Source organism: Variovorax paradoxus (assembly GCF_024734665.1).
Classification (GTDB): domain Bacteria; phylum Pseudomonadota; class Gammaproteobacteria; order Burkholderiales; family Burkholderiaceae_C; genus Variovorax.
The window spans coordinates 485889-506024 of the sequence record NZ_CP102931.1 but is presented as its reverse complement, the minus strand read 5'-3'; the positions used below and the strand labels follow the sequence as shown (position 1 = coordinate 506024).

General features: G+C 66.5%; 22 protein-coding genes. 18 read left to right on the top strand and 4 right to left on the bottom strand.

Features of this window, described 5'->3' with window-relative positions:
- Positions 1-75 precede the first annotated feature (75 nt).
- The 7 genes from NWF24_RS02360 (at position 76) to NWF24_RS02330 (ending at position 6630) form a co-directional block, all read left to right on the top strand.
- Complete coding sequence (locus NWF24_RS02360) at positions 76-2112, top strand: hypothetical protein (RefSeq protein ID WP_258352824.1); 2037 nt, start codon at positions 76-78, stop codon at positions 2110-2112.
- A gap of 171 nt (positions 2113-2283) precedes the next feature.
- Complete coding sequence (locus NWF24_RS02355) at positions 2284-2895, top strand: hypothetical protein (protein WP_258352823.1); 612 nt, start codon at positions 2284-2286, stop codon at positions 2893-2895.
- A 152-nt stretch (positions 2896-3047) separates the two neighbouring features.
- Positions 3048-3542 carry a TIGR01841 family phasin gene (gene phaP / locus NWF24_RS02350; protein ID WP_258352822.1) on the top strand — a complete coding sequence of 165 codons (495 nt, stop codon included), beginning with the start codon at positions 3048-3050 and terminating at the stop codon, positions 3540-3542.
- A gap of 14 nt (positions 3543-3556) precedes the next feature.
- Positions 3557-4495 (top strand): alpha/beta fold hydrolase, encoded by a 939-nt coding sequence (locus NWF24_RS02345; RefSeq protein WP_258352821.1) that lies wholly within the window; start codon positions 3557-3559, stop codon positions 4493-4495.
- A 34-nt stretch (positions 4496-4529) separates the two neighbouring features.
- Positions 4530-4955, top strand: a complete 426-nt coding sequence (locus NWF24_RS02340) for a hypothetical protein (protein ID WP_258352820.1) — start codon at positions 4530-4532, stop codon at positions 4953-4955.
- Positions 4952-6025, top strand: coding sequence for an alpha/beta fold hydrolase (locus tag NWF24_RS02335; RefSeq protein ID WP_258352819.1), 1074 nt, complete (start codon positions 4952-4954; stop codon positions 6023-6025). Before NWF24_RS02340 ends, NWF24_RS02335 begins: the two co-directional genes overlap by 4 nt.
- On the top strand, positions 6022-6630 hold the full coding sequence (locus NWF24_RS02330; protein WP_258352818.1) for a GNAT family N-acetyltransferase: 609 nt from the start codon (positions 6022-6024) through the stop codon (positions 6628-6630). The genes NWF24_RS02335 and NWF24_RS02330 overlap by 4 nt, the downstream gene beginning before the upstream one ends.
- On the opposite strand, the gene rfbC is transcribed toward NWF24_RS02330, so the two are convergent.
- Genes rfbC through rfbB form a run of 4 tightly spaced genes read right to left on the bottom strand, consistent with a single transcriptional unit; the run spans position 6627 to position 10056 of the window.
- Positions 6627-7172: a dTDP-4-dehydrorhamnose 3,5-epimerase gene (gene rfbC, locus NWF24_RS02325; RefSeq protein ID WP_258352817.1), complete on the bottom strand. Its 546-nt coding sequence runs from the start codon at positions 7170-7172 to the stop codon at positions 6627-6629. The genes NWF24_RS02330 and rfbC overlap by 4 nt on opposite strands.
- Positions 7169-8062: a glucose-1-phosphate thymidylyltransferase RfbA gene (gene rfbA, locus NWF24_RS02320; protein ID WP_258352816.1), complete on the bottom strand. Its 894-nt coding sequence runs from the start codon at positions 8060-8062 to the stop codon at positions 7169-7171. The genes rfbC and rfbA overlap by 4 nt, the downstream gene beginning before the upstream one ends.
- 27 nt (positions 8063-8089) lie before the next feature.
- Entirely contained in the window at positions 8090-8980 is an 891-nt protein-coding gene (gene rfbD, locus NWF24_RS02315; RefSeq protein ID WP_258352815.1) for a dTDP-4-dehydrorhamnose reductase, read from the bottom strand.
- On the bottom strand, positions 8977-10056 hold the full coding sequence (gene rfbB / locus NWF24_RS02310) for a dTDP-glucose 4,6-dehydratase (protein WP_258352814.1): 1080 nt from the start codon (positions 10054-10056) through the stop codon (positions 8977-8979). Before rfbB ends, rfbD begins: the two co-directional genes overlap by 4 nt.
- 520 nt (positions 10057-10576) lie before the next feature.
- Here rfbB and NWF24_RS02305 point away from each other — a divergent pair.
- From NWF24_RS02305 to NWF24_RS02255, 11 genes are all read left to right on the top strand, one after another.
- Positions 10577-10924 (top strand): RidA family protein, encoded by a 348-nt coding sequence (locus tag NWF24_RS02305; protein ID WP_258352813.1) that lies wholly within the window; start codon positions 10577-10579, stop codon positions 10922-10924.
- Positions 10925-10937: 13 nt separating this feature from the next.
- A complete protein-coding gene (locus tag NWF24_RS02300) occupies positions 10938-12182 on the top strand; it encodes a D-amino acid dehydrogenase (RefSeq protein WP_258352812.1) in 1245 nt (414 codons plus the stop codon).
- Positions 12179-12955, top strand: coding sequence for a maleate cis-trans isomerase family protein (locus NWF24_RS02295; protein ID WP_258352811.1), 777 nt, complete (start codon positions 12179-12181; stop codon positions 12953-12955). Before NWF24_RS02300 ends, NWF24_RS02295 begins: the two co-directional genes overlap by 4 nt.
- Before the next feature lie 19 nt (positions 12956-12974).
- Entirely contained in the window at positions 12975-13688 is a 714-nt protein-coding gene (locus NWF24_RS02290) for a GntR family transcriptional regulator (protein WP_258352810.1), read from the top strand.
- A 57-nt stretch (positions 13689-13745) separates the two neighbouring features.
- Positions 13746-14852, top strand: a complete 1107-nt coding sequence (locus NWF24_RS02285; protein ID WP_258355225.1) for an ABC transporter substrate-binding protein — start codon at positions 13746-13748, stop codon at positions 14850-14852.
- 30 nt (positions 14853-14882) lie between these two features.
- A complete protein-coding gene (locus NWF24_RS02280; RefSeq protein ID WP_258352809.1) occupies positions 14883-15776 on the top strand; it encodes a branched-chain amino acid ABC transporter permease in 894 nt (297 codons plus the stop codon).
- Complete coding sequence (locus NWF24_RS02275; protein WP_258352808.1) at positions 15769-16656, top strand: branched-chain amino acid ABC transporter permease; 888 nt, start codon at positions 15769-15771, stop codon at positions 16654-16656. The genes NWF24_RS02280 and NWF24_RS02275 overlap by 8 nt, the downstream gene beginning before the upstream one ends.
- Complete coding sequence (locus NWF24_RS02270) at positions 16653-17453, top strand: ABC transporter ATP-binding protein (protein ID WP_258352807.1); 801 nt, start codon at positions 16653-16655, stop codon at positions 17451-17453. The genes NWF24_RS02275 and NWF24_RS02270 overlap by 4 nt, the downstream gene beginning before the upstream one ends.
- Positions 17450-18169: an ABC transporter ATP-binding protein gene (locus NWF24_RS02265; protein WP_258352806.1), complete on the top strand. Its 720-nt coding sequence runs from the start codon at positions 17450-17452 to the stop codon at positions 18167-18169. Before NWF24_RS02270 ends, NWF24_RS02265 begins: the two co-directional genes overlap by 4 nt.
- Positions 18170-18257: 88 nt before the next feature.
- On the top strand, positions 18258-19487 hold the full coding sequence (locus tag NWF24_RS02260; RefSeq protein WP_258352805.1) for a multidrug effflux MFS transporter: 1230 nt from the start codon (positions 18258-18260) through the stop codon (positions 19485-19487).
- Positions 19471-19737, top strand: coding sequence for a helix-turn-helix domain-containing protein (locus NWF24_RS02255; RefSeq protein WP_258352804.1), 267 nt, complete (start codon positions 19471-19473; stop codon positions 19735-19737). Before NWF24_RS02260 ends, NWF24_RS02255 begins: the two co-directional genes overlap by 17 nt.
- Positions 19738-20136: the final 399 nt, after the last annotated feature.

The window sequence follows — 20136 nt, the reverse complement described above, 5'->3', positions numbered from 1 at the left end:
CGGCCTGTTGTCGAGCCTATCTGAAAACAAAAGGGCACAAAAATGAGGATAACGAGGAATCTCGCGAGTTGGTGCATGGTCGCCTTGCTGGCGGCTTGCGGAGGAGGAGGAGGAGGCGGCTCCGGCGGCCTTTCGCTGTCGTCGGGCGGCAGCGGCAAGCCAGAGGTCGCGGCCGGCAAGACACTGGGCGTGGACGCGCGCAACGGCAGCTATCGCGTCTACGCGGCGAATGGCACGCAACAGCAACTGGCGGTCGATTTCGACGCCGGCAGCTACACGATGACGGACAACCTCGGCCTGGCCGAATCCGGCAGCTTCGCCGAAGACTTCACCGAGCCGGGCACCTACGTGTTCGCCAGCAGCCGCATCACCACCGCGGCCAACACCGCGCGCTTCCGGGTGACGACCGACGCCATCGTCGGCGCCTTCCCGTTCCAGACCGCGTACTCGAGCCCCGCCACGTATGCCGCGCAGCCCTTCGTGGCCGCGCGCGACTTCGTGACCACCGCGGCGCTGCTGGACGGCACCTACAACCGCTTCAGCGTCACGCGCAGCCCCGGCGGCTCGCAGGACTCGTCGATGCTCTCGATGCGCCTGTCGGCCAGCGGCACCGTGCTGGAGATCTGCAACGACGCGATCATCTACAAAATCGACCTCTGTCCCACCGCGTCGAAGCGCACCTATTCGGTCACGGCCGGCACCGATGACGCCTGGGTCGCCACCAACGTGGCCAACAGCAGCGACATCGGCAACTTCCGCGTCGCGCGCATCGGCGGCCAGAACGTCTATCTGAACGGCGGCGTCAGCGTGACTCCGGCCCAGCAGTTCATGCGCATCGCCCTGCCCGAATCATCGAGCTGGCCCACCACCCGCGGCATCGGCTCGTCGACCACGGGCAGCTGGGGCACGAACCTGATCGACACCGCGAACTCGGTGCGCACCGCCACCGGCACGGACGACACCTATGGCGTTCTGACGATGCCCGTGGACAGCACCGCCTACCCGAACCAACCCCAGGGCATCCGTGGCGTCAACCTGAGCGGCGCGAGCAAGTACTTCGCGATGCAGGGCGGCGCGCTTTCGGTGCTGGTCGGCACCCGCAATCCCGGCACGCAGGGCTACATCCAGCTCAACCTGATCGACACCGGCACGGCGCCCGATGCACGCAACGGCCGCTACAAGGTCTACGCCACCAACGGCACGCGGCAGACGCTGGCGCTGAACCTGGACAGCAAGCGCTACGAGATGACCGACGAGGCCGGCACCGTCGCCTCGGGCAGCTTCGCCGAAGACACGGCAGAAGCCGGCAGCTTCATCTTCGACAGCAGCCGCATCACGAGCCCGGTGAACACGGCGCGCTTCCGCCTCGCGACGGACACGGTGGTCGGGTCGTTCCCGTTCGCTGTCGCGCAGGTCACGCCGGTGAGCTACGGCGTGCGGCCGTTCGTGGCATCGCGTGCGCTGGTGAAGACGCAGGCCGACCTGGCCGGCACCTACAACCGGCTGGGCATCAACCTGACGGCCACCACCGGCGATTCGTCGATCACGCAGATCCAGATTGCCAGCGGCGGCGCCGCGCTCTACCTGTGCAACGACAACTTGATCTACCGCATCGACAACTGCCCGGCAGCCTCCCTGCGGACCTACACCGTGTCGGCTGGCCCGACCGTCGACACCTGGCACATCGTGAGCGTGACCAATCCCTCTGACAACGGCAACTTCGGGATCGCACGCATCGGCGGCGAGAACGTCTACCTCGGGGCCGGCGTCAGCTCCTCGACACCCACGATCTCGCAGTTCCGCATCGGCCTGCCGGAGCGCGCGACATGGCCCGCCATCGCCGCACGCGGTGGCGCCGCCAACGGCAGCTGGGGCAGCACAGCCATCGACGCTTCCAGCTATGCACGAACGCAGGCGCTCCCCGACGGCACAACGGCCACGCTCAATGCGACCCTGGGCTCCGCGGGCGCGATCGGCCCGCTCAACATGCGCGCGGCAACGTTCGGCGGCACCGCGCTCCATTTCGCGAGCCAGAGCAGCAAGCTCTTCGCGATGGTCGGCTCGCGCAGCCCGGCCACGGCAGGCGCGCTTGAAATCGGCCTGATCGACTGACGCCCCCGGGCTCTTCGTAAAAAAGGCCGCACACCGCATCGCGCGGTGTGCGGCCTTTTTGCTTGCTCATTCAGGGCTAAGTCGGCGCTCTGCACGATTCGCCGCCGCGACGTACATTGACCGGCCCTCCATCAGCCACCACATCCCATGCCAATTTTTCCGTCCAGAGCCTTGCTCGCCACCACAGCAATTTGCCTGACCGCCGCCGTGCTGCCAGTCGCAGCATCGGCGCAAAGCTCCGACACCGTACGCATCCGCGGCACCATCGTGCGCGTCGATGCCAACACCCTCGTCGTGCAAGACCGCGGCGGCGAGGTCGTCTCGCTCGCACGCCCGGCCGACCTGGCCGTGTCCGAGGTCTATCGCATCAAGCTGTCCGACATCAAGCGCGGCAGCTTCATCGGCACCGCCGCCATGCCGCAGGCCGACGGCACGCAGAAGGCGCTCGAAGTGGTGGTGTTCCCCGAGGCCGCACGCGGCACCGGCGAAGGCCACCGCCCATGGGACCTGCTGCCCCAGAGCACCATGACCAACGCCACGGTCGCTGACCTGGCCGCGGCGCCGAAGTCGGTGCGCGGCGGCCAGCAGCTGCGGCTGACCTACAAGGGCGGCGAGAAGACCGTCATCGTGCCGCCCGACGTGCCCGTGGTCACCTTCCGCCCCGGCACCGACGCGCTGCTGGTGCCCGGCGCCCACGTGCTGGTCAATGCGCAGGAGAAGAACGGCACGCCCACGGCAATGCGTGTGACCGCCGGCCGCAACGGCTTCGCGCCGCCGATGTAAGAAGAAGCCCGGCACCCAAGGGAAATCCCGCAGGCATTTTTGTCGCTGCGGCAACCTCCGGTGCATCTGTGCGGCGTATCGTGGCGAGGGACTTTTGCCGCCAGGCTGGTCCCTGCCATCCAACCGTTCACCGTCACAGGAGATTCCGCACCATGGCCACTGCCAAGAAAGCCGCCGCCAAGAAGACCACTGCCAGCAGCAGCACCGCCAGCGCGAAGACGGCGATGCCGACCGCCGCGGACATGCTCAATCCACTGAAGGGCATGGCCGACAAGCTGCAGAACCTCAACCTGACCGGCGGCGCCGGCAAGCTGCTGGAGAGCGGCCGCAAGGACCTGGCGGCGCTGATGCAGGCCAACGAGAAGTCCTACCAGGGCCTGCAGACCGTCGTGCAGCGGCAGACCGAGATGATCAAGAGCGCCATTACCGAATGGCAGACCGCCGCCAAGGCAATGCCGGGCAAGGACCCGAAGGAAAACCTGGCCAAGCTCGACGAACTCGGCCGCCAGTCGTTCCAGCGCGCCATCGACGACATCAAGGAGCTGGCCAACCTCGCCGCCAAGTCGCAGGCCGACGCCTTCGACGTGGTGCGCCAGCGCATTCAGGCCAACGTGGACGAAGTGACGAAGCTGCTGCAGCGCAAGTAAGCCGGGCCGCAGCCATGACCGCAGTCCCGCCCCGCGTCGAGCAGCGCACGCGCGCCAACGGCGTCGAGCTCGCCTGGGACAGCTTCGGCGACGCCAACGCACCGCCGCTGCTGCTGGTCATGGGCCTCGGCGCGCAGATGGTGGCGTGGGACGACGCGTTCTGCGCCCGGCTCGCCGAAGCCGGCGGGCACCGCGTGATCCGCTTCGACAACCGCGACATCGGCCATTCGACGCACCTCTCGCACCTTGGCGTGCCCGACATCCAGGCGCTGATGGCGCAGGCAATGGCGGGCCAGCCGCTGCGAACGCCCTACAACCTGCGCGACATGGCCGCCGACTGCGTCGGGCTGCTCGACGCGCTCGGCATCGCGCGTGCCCACATCGTGGGCGCCTCGATGGGCGGTGCCATCGGGCAGGAGCTGTGCATTCACCATCCGCACCGCATGCTGTCCTTCACCAGCATCATGTCGACCACCGGCGCTCCGGGCCTGCCGCCGCCCACGCCAGAGGCGATGGCCGTGCTGTTCACGCCTTCGCCGACGACCTTCGAGGCCTACCTGCCGCACTACGCCAGGGTGTGGCGCGTGCTGCGCGGCCCGTCTGACTTTCCGATCGACGAGGCGCACGACGCCGAAAAGGCCCAGCTCGTGTTCCTGCGCGGCCTCAACCCGGCCGGCGTGGCACGGCAGCTCGCGGCCATCCTGGCCTCGGGCAACCGCAAGCCCGCGCTGCGCGACGTGCGCGTGCCCACGCTGGTGATCCACGGCGACGCCGATCCGCTGGTGCCGGTGGCCTGCGGGGTGGACGTGGCCGATTCCATCCCGGGCGCGCAGCTGCTGCGCATTCCGCGCATGGGCCACGCGCTGCCCATTCCGATGTGGCCGCAGATCGTCGACGCCATTTCCGCGCACACGGCGCACACGGCGCACACGGCGCGGCACCCGAACACCTGAGACGACAACAACGACAGACAAGGGAGCACCTGCCATGAACCAGTTCTCCCCGCTCGATCCGATGGCGATGTGGCGCGAGCTCACCGCCCAGTGGGAAAAGAGCACCAACGAATTCGCCAACGAGGCCATGGCTTCGGACCCGTTCCGCCAGGGCATGCACGGCGGCATGAACGCCTCGCTCACCGCGCAGAAGGCGCTGGGCGATCTGATGGCGCGCTACCTGACGCTGCTGAACCTGCCCACGCGCGCCGACCTCCAGGTGCTGGGCGAGCAACTGCAGCGCATCGACGACCATCTCGCGCGCATCGCCCGTGCGGTGGAGGGCGGAGCCGGCCCCGCGCCAACCGCGCAAGCCGCTGCGCCGAAGCCGCGCCGCACGCGCCAGCCGCCGAACCCGCCGCCGGCCGCAACAGCGAAGCCGGCCCGCACGCGCAAGCCAGCAGGAAAGCGCCCCACATGACCACCGCCCTCGATGCCTTCGCCCTGCCCGACATCGGCGCAGAGATCGAGCGCGCGATCCAGCGCAACATCAAGGGCCTGGACTTCCTCACCTCGGCCACGCCCACCGTCGGCCAGACGCCGAAGGACGAAATCCACCGGCGCGGCACGCTGAGCCTGTACCACTACCGCCCGATGGTCGACGAGATCTACCGCGTGCCGGTGCTGATCGTCATGGCAACCACCAACCGCGGCTACATCCTCGACCTGGCGCCGGGCCAGAGCATGGTCGAGCACCTGCTGCTGCAGGGCTATGACGTCTACATGATGGACTGGAACGCGCCGCGCTCCGACGAGAAGCGCCTGCGCATCGAAGACTACGTGCTCGACTTCATCCCCGACTCGCTGCGGCGCGTGCAGGAGCGCTCGGGCGAGGAAGACGTCACGCTCATCGGCTACTGCATGGGCGGTGTGCTCTCCACGCTCTACGCGGCGCTACACCCCGGCGGGCCCATGAAGAACCTCGCGCTCTTCACCACGCCGATCGACTTCAGCCACATGAAGATGTTCCACGCCTGGTCGGACAAGCGCTACTTCGACGTCGACCGGCTGGTCGACACCGTGGGCAACGTGCCGCCCGAGATGCTCTTCGCCTCCTTCGACATGCTGCGCCCGGCGGGCCGCAGCGCGGGCGTGGTGCAGCTGTGGGACAACATGGACAACGACGAGTTCGTCAAGTCGTACCGCATGTTCGACCGCTGGGGCACCGACATGCTGCCGCTGGCCGGTGAGTATTTCCGCCAGACCGTGAAGGAGCTCATGTGGGGCAACAAGCTGCACAAGGGCGAACTGGTGCTCGGCGGGCGCAAGGTGCTGCTGAAGAACATCAAGGTACCGGTGCTGCACGCGCTCGCGCAGCACGACCACATCGTTCCCTATGAAGCGGGGCAGCCGCTGATCGCCGGCATCGGCTCGCCCGACAAGGAAGAAGTGGTGCTCAAGGGCGGCCACGTCAGCCTGGCCGCCGGCCCCAACGCAGTGCGCAGGCTGTGGCCCAAACTCGACGAATGGCTTGGAGTGCGATCGACATGACCATCACCGCCGTTTCCGATTCCTTTTCGCGGACCTATCCGCGCACCGTGACGAGCAGCGAAGGCAACATCGTCCTGCGCCTGATGACCGCGGACGACGCGCCCGCCGTGCTGGCCTTCGCACAGGCCCTGCCCGCGCACGACCTGCTCTTTTTGCCGCGCGACATCACCCAGCCCAAGGTGATGAACGCCTGGGTCCGTGCCATCGAGCGCGGCGACATCGACAGCGTGCTCGCCGTGCGCGACGCCGCGGTGCTCGGTTGCGCGGCGGTGATCCGCGATCCGCACTCGTGGTCCAGCCACGTCGCCGAACTGCGCGTGCTGGCCGCGCCCGAGCAGCGCGGCAGCGGCCTGGGCCAGCGGCTCGCGCGCGAGGCCTGCTCGCTGGCCATCGAGCGCGGAGCGGAAAAACTCGTCGCCCGCATGACCGTCGACCAGCGCAGCGCCATCGCCGTCTTTCAGGCCCTGGGCTTCCGCCCTGAGGCGCTGCTGAGCAAGCACGTGAAGGACTGGCAGGGCGTGACGCACGACCTCGTGGTGCTGAGCCACGACGTGGCGCGGTTCGAGGCGCAGATGCGGGCGTATGGGATGACGGAGGCGTTCTAAGGGATTTCTGCGTTTTCCAGTCTCGTGCCAGCCAGATCCTTGAGCGAGAGCTGCGGGCTGACGCCGGTATCCGGCCACGCGATCGCCAGGCCTGGGTCGTTCCATGCGATGCAGCGCTCGTGTGCCGGCGCGTAGTAATCGGTGGTCTTGTAGAGAAACTCTGCCGTTTCGCTCAGCACCAGAAAAGCGTGTGCGAATCCCGCGGGCACCCACAGCTGCTTGTGGTTGTCCGCCGTCAGTTCGACGCCTACCCATTGGCCGAACGTCGACGACGACTTTCGGATATCGACCGCCACATCAAACACCGCGCCTTGCGCGACCCGCACCAGCTTGCCCTGCGGCTGCCGGACCTGGTAGTGCAGCCCGCGCAGCACGCCCTTGACCGAGCGCGAGTGGTTGTCCTGAACGAAATCGATATGCCGGCCAACGGCCTCGTCGAAGGCCTTCTGGTTGAAGCTCTCGAAGAAGAAGCCTCGCGCGTCGCCGAACACTTTGGGCTCGATCACCAGTACGTCGGGAATGGCTGTCGGGATGGCCTTCATGAGCGAACCTCTTCGGCCAGCAGATGACTCAGGTACTTGCCATAACCGTTCTTCTGAAGCGGCGCAGCCAGCCTGGCGAGCACTTCGCTGTCGATGTATCCGTTGCGCCATGCAATTTCTTCCGGGCACGCGATCTTCAATCCCTGGCGATGCTCCAGCGTGGCGATGAACTGGCCAGCTTCGAGCAGACTTTCGTGGGTTCCCGTGTCCAGCCATGCATAGCCACGCTGCATGATCTGCACGTTCAGCTTGCCGGCTTCCAGGTAGGCCTGATTCACCGCGGTGATCTCCAGCTCCCCACGCGCGCTTGGCTTCACAGCCTTGGCGATGTCGACAACCTGGCTGTCGTAGAAGTACAGCCCCGTCACTGCGTAATTGCTCTTGGGCTTGAGCGGCTTTTCCTCGATGCTGCTGGCCTTACCCTTGGCGTCGAAGGCCACCACGCCATAGCGCTCAGGGTCCTGCACGTGGTACGCAAACACGGTGGCACCCGACTGCTTTGCATCGGCATCCGCGAGCAGATGCACAAAGTCGTGCCCGTAGAAGATGTTGTCCCCCAGCACGAGCGCGCTGGGATCGTTGCCCACGAACTTGTCGCCAATGATGAACGCCTGCGCCAGCCCGTCAGGACTGGGCTGCACCGCGTACTGCAGGTTGATGCCCCACTGGCTCCCATCGCCCAGCAGTTGCTGGAACCGCGGCGTGTCCTGCGGCGTGCTGATGATCAGGATGTCGCGCATGCCGCCCAGCATCAAGGTGCTCAGCGGGTAATAGATCATCGGCTTGTCGTACACCGGCAGCAGCTGCTTGCTGAGTGCCAGCGTGGCGGGGTGCAGGCGGGTGCCCGAGCCCCCAGCGAGGATGATGCCTTTGCGTTGCGTTGTGGTCATGCGTTTCTTCTCGTGTGAATTCACTCTTCAGAGCGTCTCGCGCAGCATGCGCGCGACGCCTTCCTGCCAGGGCGGCAGGCGCAGGCCGAACGTGGCCTGCAGCTTGGTGGTGTCCAGGCGCGAGTTGTGCGGGCGCTTGGCCGGGGTCGGGAAGGCGCTGGTCGGCACGGCCTCGACGGCCTCCGGCCCGGCTTTGAGTTCAACACCCGCCGCCTTGGCTTGCTCGAGCACGAAGCGCGCGTAGCCATGCCATGTCGTTTCACCGCCGGCAATCGCGTGATACAGCCCCGCCTTCCCAGGGTCCTGCAGCGTCGCCCGGATGGCATGCGCCGTCACGTCGGCCAGCAGCTCCGCACCCGTGGGCGCGCCAAACTGGTCGTCGATGACGGTCAGCTTGTCGCGCTCCTTCGCCAGCCGTAGCATCGTCTTGGCGAAGTTGCCGCCGCGCGCGGCGTACACCCAGCTGGTGCGGAAGATCAGGTGCTTGGCGCAGTTCTGCGCCACCAGTTGCTCGCCTTCGAGCTTGGTGCGCCCGTACACGCTGAGCGGGCCGGTCGCATCGGCTTCCTTCCAGGGCCTGGTGCCGCTGCCGTCGAAGACGTAGTCGGTGGAGTAATGCACCATCAGCGCACCGATCTGCTGGGCCGCCTCGGCCACGATTCCCGGCGAGGTGGCGTTGAGCTTGCGCGCAAACTCGGGCTCGCTCTCGGCCTTGTCGACGGCCGTATGCGCCGCCGCATTGACGATCACGTCGGGGCGAACCTTCAATACTGTCTCGGCCAGTTGCTCGGGGCGGCTGAAGTCGGCGTTGAAATCGGTGCTGTCGAAGTCGAGCGCGACCAGTTCACCCAGGGGCGCCAGGCTGCGCTGCAGCTCCCAGCCGACCTGTCCGCCCTTGCCCAGCAGCAGCAACTTCATGCCGCGGCCTTCGCAGGTGCTGCGTCGTATTGCTTCTCGACCCACTCGCGGTAGGCGCCGCTTTGCACATTGCGCACCCACTCGCCATTGGCCAGATACCACTCGACGGTCTTGCGGATGCCGGTGTCGAAGGTCTCGGCGGGCTTCCAGCCGAGCTCGGCCTCGAGCTTGCGCGCGTCGATGGCGTAGCGGCGGTCGTGGCCGGGGCGGTCGGTGACGTAGGTGATCTGTTCCTTGTAGGGCTTGCCGTCAGCCCTGGGGCGCAGCTCGTCGAGCAGCGCACACACGGTGTTGACGATCTCGATGTTGGGCTTCTCGTTCCAGCCGCCCACGTTGTAGGTCTCACCGAGCTTGCCGGCTTCGAGCACGCGGCGGATGGCGCTGCAGTGGTCCTTCACGTAGAGCCAGTCGCGCACCTGCATGCCGTCGCCGTACACGGGCAGGCTCTTGCCGGCCAGCGCGTTGACGATCATCAGCGGGATGAGCTTCTCGGGAAAGTGGAAGGGGCCGTAGTTGTTGGAGCAGTTGGTGGTCAGCACCGGCAGGCCGTAGGTGTGGTGCCAGGCGCGCACGAGGTGGTCGCTGGCGGCCTTGCTGGCCGAGTAGGGGCTGTTGGGTTCGTACTTGTTCTCTTCGGTGAAGGCGGGGTCGGTCTTGGAGAGCGAGCCGTAGACCTCGTCGGTGGACACGTGCAGGAAGCGGAAGGCGGTCTTCTGCTCGGCCGGCAGCGCGCTCCAGTGGCCGCGCACGGATTCGAGCAGGCGGAAGGTGCCCAGCACGTTGGTCTGCACGAAGTCTTCGGGGCCGTGGATGGAGCGGTCCACGTGCGATTCGGCGGCAAAGTTCACGACTGCACGCGGCTTGTGCTCGGCCAGCAGGCGGTCGACCAAAGCGCTGTCGCCGATGTCGCCCTGCACGAAGATGTGCCTCGGGTTGTTCTTGAGCGACGCGAGTGTCTCGAGGTTGCCTGCGTAGGTCAGCTTGTCGAGGTTCACGACCGGCTCGTCGCCGTTGGCGATCCAGTCGAGTACGAAATTGGCGCCAATGAAGCCGGCGCCGCCGGTAATCAGAATCATGGCAGGTTGAACTCACTTGTTGATTCAGATGTGTGCACACCTACAAAAAGCATGCCAAAACCGGCCTGTGCGACGGCGTGAATCGACGCGTTGAAAAGTAGTGTCAACACCGAAGTCGCAGCGAGCGAATGCGCATTCAGGTGACGCGCATCGATGCATGGCTCTACTTCCTCGAAAAAAATCTCGGCACCTCGCGCAAGACAAGAAAGCCTCGTCGCGATGCTGCTCGACGCAGCGCGATTGACCTGACAGGAGCACTCAAAAGGTGCTCCCCTGGTGCATTCCGCAGGATGCGAGTGCACGACCGACGGTGCATGCGCGCCCCCCGATCGCGATCCGTCACCTCTCGCAAAAAGTAATGCCATTCAGCGAGTCGTTTCGCATGGCTGGCTTCCTCCTGCACGCGATTCCCACAGGCGGTGGCACTACTTCCGGCGCGGCAAATTTGGCATGGTTTTTGTGTGCAAGTGAATAAGCAAGTGAATTCACTTTGCACATCCCATCCAAGGACAGACTCGCAATGCCCATACAGAGACTCCAGACCAACGCACGCATGAGCCAGGCCGTGATCGCCAATGGCTTCGTCTTTCTCGCAGGCCAGGTGGCGGGCGACACCACCGCCGACGTCGCAGGCCAGACCGCACAGATCGTCGCCAAGATCGATGCCTTGCTGAAAGAAGCAGGCAGCGACAAGACGCGCATCGTGCAGGCCACGATCTGGCTTGCCGACCACAAGACCTTCGCCGAGATGAACACGGTGTGGGATGCATGGGTTCCGGAAGGCCACGCCCCTGCGCGTGCCTGCGTCGAATCGGCACTGGCCTTCCCGCCCTACACGGTCGAGATCGGCGTCATCGCAGCCGTCTGACGGAGCACCCGCAATGCATACCGTGGTCCTCGGCGCCGGCGTGGCGGGTGTTGCTACCGCCTGGTATCTTGCCGCGCAGGGGCGGCAGGTGACGGTGATCGACCGCCAACCGCTGCCTGCCGCGGAAACCAGCTATGCGAATGCGGGCATGGTGGCACCGGGGCACTCCTACACGTGGGCGTCGCCACGGGCGCCGGGCATTCTCTGGCGCTCGCTGCGCGACGACAGCCAGGCGCTGCGCCTGAAGCTCAACCCCGATCCGCGCATGTGGACGTGGCTGTGGAAGTTCATGCAGAACTGCACGGCCGAGCGCTCGCGCCTCAACACCAGCCGCAAGCTGGTGCTGTGCCGCTACTCGCAGAGTCTGCTGCAGCAGCTGACGACCGCGCAGGACCTGGCGTACGAACGCATCAGCCGCGGCGCGCTGTACCTGTACCGCGACGAAGCCTCGTTCGCACGCGGCAAGGCGAACATGCAGATCCTGGCCGACGGCGGCATGCGGCTGGAGCTGCTGGACGGCGACGGCGTGGTGGCGCAGGAACCCGCGCTCGCAGACGCGCGCCCACACATTGCCGGCGCCATCTATTGCCCGAGCGACGAGAGCGGCGATGCGCGCATGTTCACGCGGGCCCTCACCGAACGCTGCCGCGCTGCGGGCGTGACCTTCGTGATGGATGCGAACATCCAGCGCATCGAGGCCGATGCCAGCCGCATCCGCGCCGTGCACACCAACCAGGGCGCCATTGCCGCCGACGACTACGTGCTGGCCATGGGCAGCTACTCGCCCATTGCCGCGCGCCCGCTCGGCTACCGGCTGCCGATCTACCCGGTCAAGGGCTACTCGGTCACCTTCCCGACCGACACGCGGCACCGCCCCCCTTCGCTGGCCGGCGTCGACGAGAACAACCTCGTGGCCTGGGCCCGTTTCGGCGACCGCCTGCGCTTCACCGCCACGGCGGAATTCAGCGGCTACGACACGCGGCATGCACCGGCGGACTTCGGCCCGATGCTGCGCGCGGCCCGGCAGCTGTTCCCCGATGGCGCGGACTACGACAAGCCCGACTTCTGGGCCGGCCTGCGTCCGATGACCCCCGAGGGCACGCCCATCCTGGGCAAGAGCCGGCACGACAACCTGTACCTCAACACCGGCCACGGCCACATGGGCTGGACCATGGCCTGCGGCACGGCACAGATCGTGACCGACATCATGAACGGCCGCACGCCGGCCATCGACATCACGGGAATGACCTTGCGATGAACCACACAGCGACCCTGGGCGAGAACTACACGATCCTGCCGTTCGAAATGGACGAAGGCGTGATGGCGCGAGCCGCCATCGGCCTGGTGGTGCTGGAGACCGACCAGACCATCGAGCACGAGTGGCGCCAGATCATGCAGCTGCCCGGCGTGGCGTACTTCGAGGCACGCCTGCCGAGCCCGGCCGACATCGGCCTGGCCTCGCTCGCGCGGATGGAGGCGCACATCACGCCGGCCACGCGGCTCATCGTGCCCGACGTGGAGCTCGACGTGGTCGCCTTCGGCTGCACCTCGGGCTCGATCGTGATCGGCGAGGACAAGGTGTTCGCACAGATTCGCGACGCACGCCCGGGCGTGGCCTGCACCACGCCGATCACTGCCGCCATGGCCGGCCTTCATGCGCTGGGCGTGCGCAGGACCGCGCTGATCACGCCCTACGTGCATTCGATCAACGAGGTGTTCAAGCAGCACATCGAGGCCGGTGGCATCGAGGTGCCGCGCATCGCGACCTTCAACCATGCCAACGACAGCGAGGTGGCGCGCATCGACCGCGCATCGCTGCGCGCGGCGATTCTTGCGGCCGGCGCCGAGTCTGACGTGGATGCGGTGTTCGTCGCCTGCACCAGCCTGCGCATGGCCAACCTGACACGCGAGGTCGAGGAAGAGCTCGGCAAGCCCGTGGTCTCGAGCAACTGCGCCATGGCATGGCACGCGCTGCGCCTGGCCGGAGTGCGCGATTCCCTTCCCCGCTTCGGACGCCTGTTCGAAGTCTGACTTCTCATTCTTACGTGCCATGAATCGCAGATCCGAAGCCGTCCTGAGCACCCTGCCGCGCACCTTGCGCCGCGCCGGCATGACCGTCAACGACGTTCACAAGCGCCTGAAGGAGATGGTCATCGTCTACCGGATCAAGCCCGGCGAACGCGTGAACGAAGGCGAACTGGCGGAGGAGCTGGACGTGAGCCGCACGCCCCTGCGCGAGGCACTGCACCGCCTGGTGGCCGAGAACATGCTCACGCTGGTGCCCAACCGCGGCTTCTACGGACGGCAACTCGAACGGCAGGAGGTCTTCGACCTCTACGAGCTGCGCGGGGCCATCGAGCTGGCGTCGGTCAATCTGGCGCTGCAGCGCGCGACGCATGACGACATCGTTCAGGCGCGCGACGCATGGATCGACGTGATGCAGCACACGGCCGCGATGTCCACCTACCAGTTGCTGGAAGCGGACGAGCAGTTTCACCTGTCGATTGCCCGGCTCTCCGGCAACCGGGAGATCGCGAAGTCGCTGCAGGCCGTCAACGCCCGCATCCACTACTTCCGCTGGAGCGATCTCGAAGGCAAGAGCAAGGCCATGGAAGAAGAACACCTGGCGCTGCTCGATGCCCTGCTGCTGCGCGACGCGCCGCTGTGCCGCGACGTCATCAGCGGCCACGTGGCGCACCGCATGGAAGACATCGTCCAGTTCATCCAGCGCAGCGTGGTGCGGCTGTATGCAGGGCACGTGTAGGTGGCCCGCGCCATCGCGCCCTTTTCCGATTCTTTTCAAAACCTGGAGTACGCCGTGATCAAACAGTTTTCGTCCAGTCTTCTCGCCGCGCTGCTGCTCGGGGCCGGCTCTTCCGCAGCCCTGGCCCAGGGCACGGTCAACGTCGGCGCGGTGCTCTCCCTCACGGGTGCGAGCGCCACCATCGGCGAGGACGTGCGCCGCGGCATCATGCTGGGCGTCGACCAGGTGAATGCCAAGGGCGGCGTGCTCGGCAAGAAGTTCAACGTGCTCGTCGAGGACTCGGGCGGCAACGCGACGACGGCGCTCAACGCGGCGCGCAAGCTGGTCGGTGTGGACAAGGTGCCCGTGGTGATGGGCGAATACTCCTCGAGCATCACGCTGCCCGTGGGGCAGTACCTGGTCAAGGAAGGCGTCACGCACCTCAACATCAACAGCAGCAGCATCAAGCTGAAGGACCTCGGTCCCACCTCGTTCGGGCTGCTCGGGCTGGAGAACTACGCCAACAGCTTCTCGGCCTCCGACACCTATGCGCTGGGCTACCGAAAGGTTGCCGTGATCGCGCCCAACAATGCCTACGGCCAGGGCGTGCTGCAGGGCTACAAGGAGGCCTTCGAGAAGCTGGGCGGCAAGGTCGTCACCGAGGTTCTCTATGCCGCGGGGCAGTCCACCTATCGCCGCGAGCTCGAACAGATGTCGCGCAGCAGCCCGGACGCCTTCGTCTACACCGCCTACGGCCAGGAAGCCGCGGTGATCAACCGCGAAGCGCACGACCTGGGCCTGCGCAAGACGCCCTGGTATGCCATTCTCCTGAGCATGTGCGTGTCGGACACGCCGCCCGAGATCGCGAACGGGCAACTCGGCATGGAGCTCGGCTCGGTGCAGGGCCCGGCGGGCAAGGCCTATGCCGAAGCCTTCGCGGCGAAATACAAGGAAGGCTTCAAGACCGCCTACACAGGCTATGGCTACGACGCCGTGCTGATGACCGCGGCCGCGATGGAGAAGGCCAAGTCGGTCGATGCGGCCGCCATCCAGGCAGCCCTCAAGGAGATCGGGCAGTCGTACGCCGGCGTCACCGGCGTCATCAGCTTCGATGCCAACCGGCAGCGGCTCAACCCGCCCTACGACCGGCTCAAGTACGAAAACGGAAAGATCGCGCAGCGCTGATCAAGCCGCACACCGCACAAGGCTGCTGACATGTTCCAGTTCCTGATCGACGCCCTCCTGCGCACAGCGGACCTCGCACTGGTCACGCTCGGATTGAGCATGCTCTACGGGCTGGTCAAGTTCCCGAACATCGCCCACGTGCAGTACGCGATGTTCGGGGCCTACGCGAGCTATGCGCTGCATGCCGCGGGCGCGCCGCTGATCGGCTCGCTGCTGATCGCCAGCGTGGTCACGGGCATTCTGGCGCTGGGCCTGCACCTGCTGGTCTTCCGCCGGCTGCTGCGGGCGGGACCGTCCATTTCCATGGTCGGCTCGCTGGCGGTTTCCATGCTCGCCATCGCGTTGATGCAGGGCCTGGCGGGTTCGTTTCCGCGCATGTTCAAGCTCGGCCATACGGCACCGCTGACCATCGCCGGCGCCCACATCTCGTACACGCAGTTCTACTTCGTCTGCACGACGGTGGTGCTGCTGGTGCTGGTGACGCTGCTGCTGTTCTACACCCGGCTGGGCCGCGCCATGCGCGCGCTCACCAACAACGCCGCACTGGCCAATGCATCGGGGCTGAACGCGGAGCGCATCACCTTTCTCGTGAGCTTCACGAGCGGCATGGTGGCGGGCCTGGGGGGCAGCATGCTGTCGCTGTCGACGGGGGCTCACATCAACCTGGGCAACGATCTGCTGCTGCCGGTCTTCGCCGCGGCCATCCTGGGCGGCCTGGGCAACCCGATGGGCGCCATTGCAGGCGCGCTGCTCATCGCGGTGACCGAGACCGCCGTCACCAATCTCAACTTCGGCTTTCTCTTCGGCGTGGACATGAAGTTTCTGCCTGTGACCTACATCAACGCAGCCTCCTTCCTCATCCTGCTGCTGGCGCTGCTGTTCAAGCCCTACGGGCTGTTCGACCGCGAGGTGCGCCGTGTTTGACTTTCTCGTCTTCTCGCTGACCGTCGCGGGCATCTACGCGCTCATGGCGCTGGGCCTGAATCTGCAGGCGGGCTATGCGGGCCTCATGAACTTCGGCCAGATCGCCTTCGCCGGACTGGGCGCTTACGCAACGGGCATCGCCTTCTCGCTCGGATGGCCGCCGCTGGCAGGGGCCGCCCTCGGCGTGCTCGCGGCCATGGCGCTGGGCTGGTGCATCGCGCGCATCGGCAACAAGCTGGCCAGCGACTACTGGGGCATCGCCACGCTGGCGATCGCCGAGATCCTGCGCACCGCGGCGACCAACGAGGACTGGCTCACGGGCGGCGCCAACGGCATCAGCGCCATTCCCTCGCTCTTCGACGGCCTGGGCAGGCCATGGAGCGGACTGGCTTTCCTCGGACTGGTCGCGATCGTTGTCACGGTGTGCGCCCTCTTGTGCCGTCGGCTGGGCAATGGCCGGTTCGGCCGTGCCTTGCGGCTCATGCGGGAGGAGCCGCAACTCGCGGCCTGCATGGGCTACGACCTGCGCTCGCTCAAGTCGCGCACCCTCATGGCCGGCGCCGCCATCACGGCGCTCGGAGGCTCGCTCTATGCCCACTACATGAGCTTCGTGAGCCCCGACTACATGCTCCCCGCGGAGACCTTCCTGCTGTGGACCATGCTGATGATCGGCGGCGTCGGCAGCACAGCCGGAGTGCTCATCGGCGTGCTGTTGGTCCAGGCGGCGAACGTGCTGGCGCCCTTCGCCAGGCAGGTGCTGGGCTTCGGCTCGGACCAGGCCGGCGCGCTGCGCCTGGGCCTCATCGGGCTCATCCTGCTGGCCTGCCTGATGTGGCGCAGCGAGGGGCTGGTGCCGGAAAAGATCCGGAAGATGCCATGAGCACTGCATCCAATTCCGCTTTGCTCGACGTGAAGGCCGTCGCCAAGGCCTTCAGCGGCAATCACGTGCTGCAGGACGTGAGCTTCAACGTCGCATCCGGCGAAATCGTCGGCCTGCTCGGACCCAACGGGTCGGGCAAGAGCACGCTGCTCAACACCATCAACGGCTTCGAGACGATCGACCGGGGTGCGATCCGCCTGGCCGGCAATCGCATCGACGGGCTGCCGGTTCACCGCGTGGTCGCGGCGGGCATCGGGCGCACCTTTCAGCTACCGTCGATGCCGCGCAAGATGTCGGTGCTCGAAGTGGCCGTTGCGGCCGCCACCGCGCACCACGGCATCTGGGCCACGCTGACGCGCAGCGCAGCGGCGCGCCGCACCGAGCAGGCCGCGCTGAAGAAAGCCGGGGAGTTGCTCGACCAGCTGCTGCTGGCCCCCGTGCGCGACCTGCCGGCGGCCGCGCTGTCCGGCGGGCAGAAGAAGCTGCTTGGCATCGTGTGCGCGCTGATGGCGCAGCCCCGGCTGCTGATCCTCGACGAACCGACGGCGGGCGTGCACCCCAACCTGCGGCGCGACATCGTGCTCGCCTTGCAGGCCCTCAATGCCCAGGGCATGACGATGCTGATCGTCGAGCACGACATGCAGTTCATCCGCGAGGTCTGCACGCGCTGCGTCGTGCTGGACCGGGGGCGCATCGTCGCCGACTGCCGTCCCGACGAACTCGTGCGCAACGAGGAAGTGGTGCGCGCGTACCTCGGGCGCGCCGAGGAGCCCGAACTCGAGGAGGCGCTCCCATGATCGAGGTCAAGCAAGTCGTCGCCGGCTACACGGCCGAGGTGGACATCCTCAAGGGCATCACGCTGCACGCCGCAAGGGCGGAGATCGTGACGCTGCTCGGGCCGAACGGCTGCGGCAAGTCCACGCTGCTCAAGAGCATTGCCGGCTTCGTGCCGCCGCGCAGCGGCGCGGTGCTGCTCGAGGGCCAGGACGTTTCGAGGATGCCGGCGCACGACAAGATCCGCCGCTGCGGCCTCGGCTTCGTGCCGCAGACAGAGAACGTCTTCAGCGCGCTGACGGTGCGCGAGAACATGCTGGTCGGCGGCCACTACCTGGGCAACACGCAGTGCGAGCAGCGCATGCGCGAGCTTTGCGCGCTGTACCCGATGCTCGGGCGCAAGTTCGGCGCGCGTGCAGCTTCGCTGTCGGGCGGCGAGCGGCAGATCCTGGCGCTGGCGCGCGCGCTCATGCCGCGGCCCCACATCCTGCTGCTCGACGAACCTTCGGCCGGGCTCTCGCCCAAGATGCTGCAGGAGGTCTTCGAGGCCATCGCGGAGATCCGCCGCAAGGAGGCCGTCACGATCCTGATGGTCGAGCAGAACGCCATGGAGGCCCTGCGCATCTCGGACCGCGCCTACATCCTGTCGATGGGCACCGTCGCGCTCTCCGGTGCGGCCCGCTCGCTCATGCACGACCCGCAGGTGCGGGAACTCTATCTGGGCAGGCCGTCGCCGTGAAAAGCGCGCGCGCCAGGCATGCCAGACATCAGCCCGGCGGTCGCGACCCGGCCCCGGGCCCCGCACTCTTTACCGAGGAGGAACGGCCATGAACCCGGCATCCACGCAGCAACAGCAGGCGAGGTCCTACGAGAACTTCGTCATCGTCATCGCGCCGCTGCTGAACAGCGTCAGCGGCATCGCGATCGACCTCTACGCACCCAGCATGCCCTCCATCGGGCGCGAGTTCGGGGTCAGTGCGATCGTGATGCAGGGAAGCATCTCGATCACGCTGATCGCCTACGCGCTGGGCCAGCTTTTCTTCGGCCTGATCGCCGACGGGCGCGGCAGGCTGCCGGCCATCCTGCCGGGCCTGGGGCTCTTCATTGCGGGGAGCCTTGTCGCGATGCTGGCCGGCGACATCACGCAGCTGCTCATCGGCCGGGCGATGCAGGGCTTTGCCATCGGCGCCTGCCAGGTGGTGGCGCGTGCGCTGCTGGTGGACAACATCCATGGCGAGCGCTTCTATGTGGCGGTGGTCTACCTCAGCCTTGCCTGGGGCCTGGGCCCGGTGCTGGCGCCTTTCATCGGCGGCCTGATCGAGCAGTACGCGGGCTGGCGCTGGAACTTCGCGCTGTATGCGGGCTACAGCGCGCTGCTGCTGGCGCTCAGCTTCAGGCTGCAGGAGTCGCTCGCACCCAGCCGGCGCAAGACCCTGCGCCAGTCGCTCGGCGGCTATGTGCTGATCCTGGGCAACCCGCGGTTCCTGTCGGCGACGCTGGCGCTCGGATGCAGCCTGTCGGTCTTCCTGATCTGGAACATCATCGGCCCCTTCGTCATCCAGGATCGGCTGAAGCAAAGCCCCTCCTACTTCGGCACCACCGCACTGCTCGCGGGCATCTGCTACCTCGCCGGCACGCTGCTCAACCGCACGCTCATCCGCACCGTGAGCGGCCGCACCCTGATGCTGGCCGGCCTCGCCGCCTGCGTGCTGGGCATCTTCGCGATGCTCTGCACACCCGGCTCGCTGGTACTGCCGAGCCTGCTGGCCGGTGTGATGCTGACGAACTTCGGCCAGGGCCTGCTGTTCTCCAACGTCGTGGCACTGACCATGACGCTGTACCCCGACCGGGCCGGTGCCACCGCGAGCCTGCTGGGCTGCGGAATGATGATCTGCGCCGGTGCCAGCTCCGCGCTGGTCGGCCATCTTCCGGTCGGCACCAACCTGTCGGTCTCGCTCCCGTTCGCCGCACTGCTCGTGCTGCAGAGCCTGGGTATCTGGGGCGCGCTCCGATCCACCGCCTTGCGCAAGGCTGTCGATCATGAATGCCAAGTTTGACGCCCGCAGCCTGGACCACCGACTGCTGCAGACCCTGCGGCAACGGGCGGTTGCAGCCGTGAACGAAGGGTGCAGCGTGGCCCAGGTCGCGCTGGTCTACGGCCTGAATCGCCGGACGGTGTTTCGCTGGGTCGCGGACTACCGGCGCGACGGGCCGCAAGCCCTGCTGGCCAAGCCCATTCCCGGCCGACCCAAGCGGCGCGACGCGAATGCCGCGTCGGAGCCAATGCTGCCGGCATGCGGCGAATGAGCACTGCCGCACACCCGGGTGCCTGCTTTTCCCGGTGCAGTGCAAGCCCCGCAATACAGCTTCAGGTCGTGTTTTGGTGCAGGAAAAGAGCGCACCCGGCGCACGCGAAGCCTGCACGCGCGGTACCCCGAACAGCGCCTCGCCTGGATGAAACCGGGTTGTCCCGGCCGCCGAAAAAGTAGAGCCACCTGCCCCCTATTCGATCCAGAGAATGAAATGAGAAAGATCGAGGTGACATAACTTTTCAGCCCGATGTGGCAATTGATTTACGTCACTCAGGCGTCATTCATTTGCTCTGCTGCGGTGCAGCACATGGCATATATGTTGCTAAATAATGTTGCGGTTATTTCAAGCAAAACAGGCCCTTTAAACCTATTTCATTACGAAGAATAATTCGAT

Bases quoted from the DNA above. Each gene is read 5' to 3' on its own strand.
- NWF24_RS02260 (WP_258352805.1), top strand. From the start codon at position 18,258: ATGAACCCGGCATCCACGCAGCAACAGCAGGCGAGGTCCTACGAGAAC.
- NWF24_RS02360 (WP_258352824.1), top strand. From the start codon at position 76: ATGGTCGCCTTGCTGGCGGCTTGCGGAGGAGGAGGAGGAGGCGGCTCC.
- NWF24_RS02305 (WP_258352813.1), top strand. From the start codon at position 10,577: ATGCCCATACAGAGACTCCAGACCAACGCACGCATGAGCCAGGCCGTG.
- NWF24_RS02280 (WP_258352809.1), top strand. From the start codon at position 14,883: ATGTTCCAGTTCCTGATCGACGCCCTCCTGCGCACAGCGGACCTCGCA.
- NWF24_RS02330 (WP_258352818.1), top strand. From the start codon at position 6,022: ATGACCATCACCGCCGTTTCCGATTCCTTTTCGCGGACCTATCCGCGC.
- rfbC (WP_258352817.1), bottom strand. From the start codon at position 7,172: ATGAAGGCCATCCCGACAGCCATTCCCGACGTACTGGTGATCGAGCCC.
- phaP (WP_258352822.1), top strand. From the start codon at position 3,048: ATGGCCACTGCCAAGAAAGCCGCCGCCAAGAAGACCACTGCCAGCAGC.
- NWF24_RS02295 (WP_258352811.1), top strand. From the start codon at position 12,179: ATGAACCACACAGCGACCCTGGGCGAGAACTACACGATCCTGCCGTTC.
- NWF24_RS02345 (WP_258352821.1), top strand. From the start codon at position 3,557: ATGACCGCAGTCCCGCCCCGCGTCGAGCAGCGCACGCGCGCCAACGGC.
- NWF24_RS02265 (WP_258352806.1), top strand. From the start codon at position 17,450: ATGATCGAGGTCAAGCAAGTCGTCGCCGGCTACACGGCCGAGGTGGAC.
- NWF24_RS02270 (WP_258352807.1), top strand. From the start codon at position 16,653: ATGAGCACTGCATCCAATTCCGCTTTGCTCGACGTGAAGGCCGTCGCC.
- NWF24_RS02335 (WP_258352819.1), top strand. From the start codon at position 4,952: ATGACCACCGCCCTCGATGCCTTCGCCCTGCCCGACATCGGCGCAGAG.
- NWF24_RS02340 (WP_258352820.1), top strand. From the start codon at position 4,530: ATGAACCAGTTCTCCCCGCTCGATCCGATGGCGATGTGGCGCGAGCTC.
- NWF24_RS02290 (WP_258352810.1), top strand. From the start codon at position 12,975: ATGAATCGCAGATCCGAAGCCGTCCTGAGCACCCTGCCGCGCACCTTG.
- rfbA (WP_258352816.1), bottom strand. From the start codon at position 8,062: ATGACCACAACGCAACGCAAAGGCATCATCCTCGCTGGGGGCTCGGGC.
- rfbB (WP_258352814.1), bottom strand. From the start codon at position 10,056: ATGATTCTGATTACCGGCGGCGCCGGCTTCATTGGCGCCAATTTCGTA.
- NWF24_RS02300 (WP_258352812.1), top strand. From the start codon at position 10,938: ATGCATACCGTGGTCCTCGGCGCCGGCGTGGCGGGTGTTGCTACCGCC.
- NWF24_RS02255 (WP_258352804.1), top strand. From the start codon at position 19,471: ATGAATGCCAAGTTTGACGCCCGCAGCCTGGACCACCGACTGCTGCAG.
- rfbD (WP_258352815.1), bottom strand. From the start codon at position 8,980: ATGAAGTTGCTGCTGCTGGGCAAGGGCGGACAGGTCGGCTGGGAGCTG.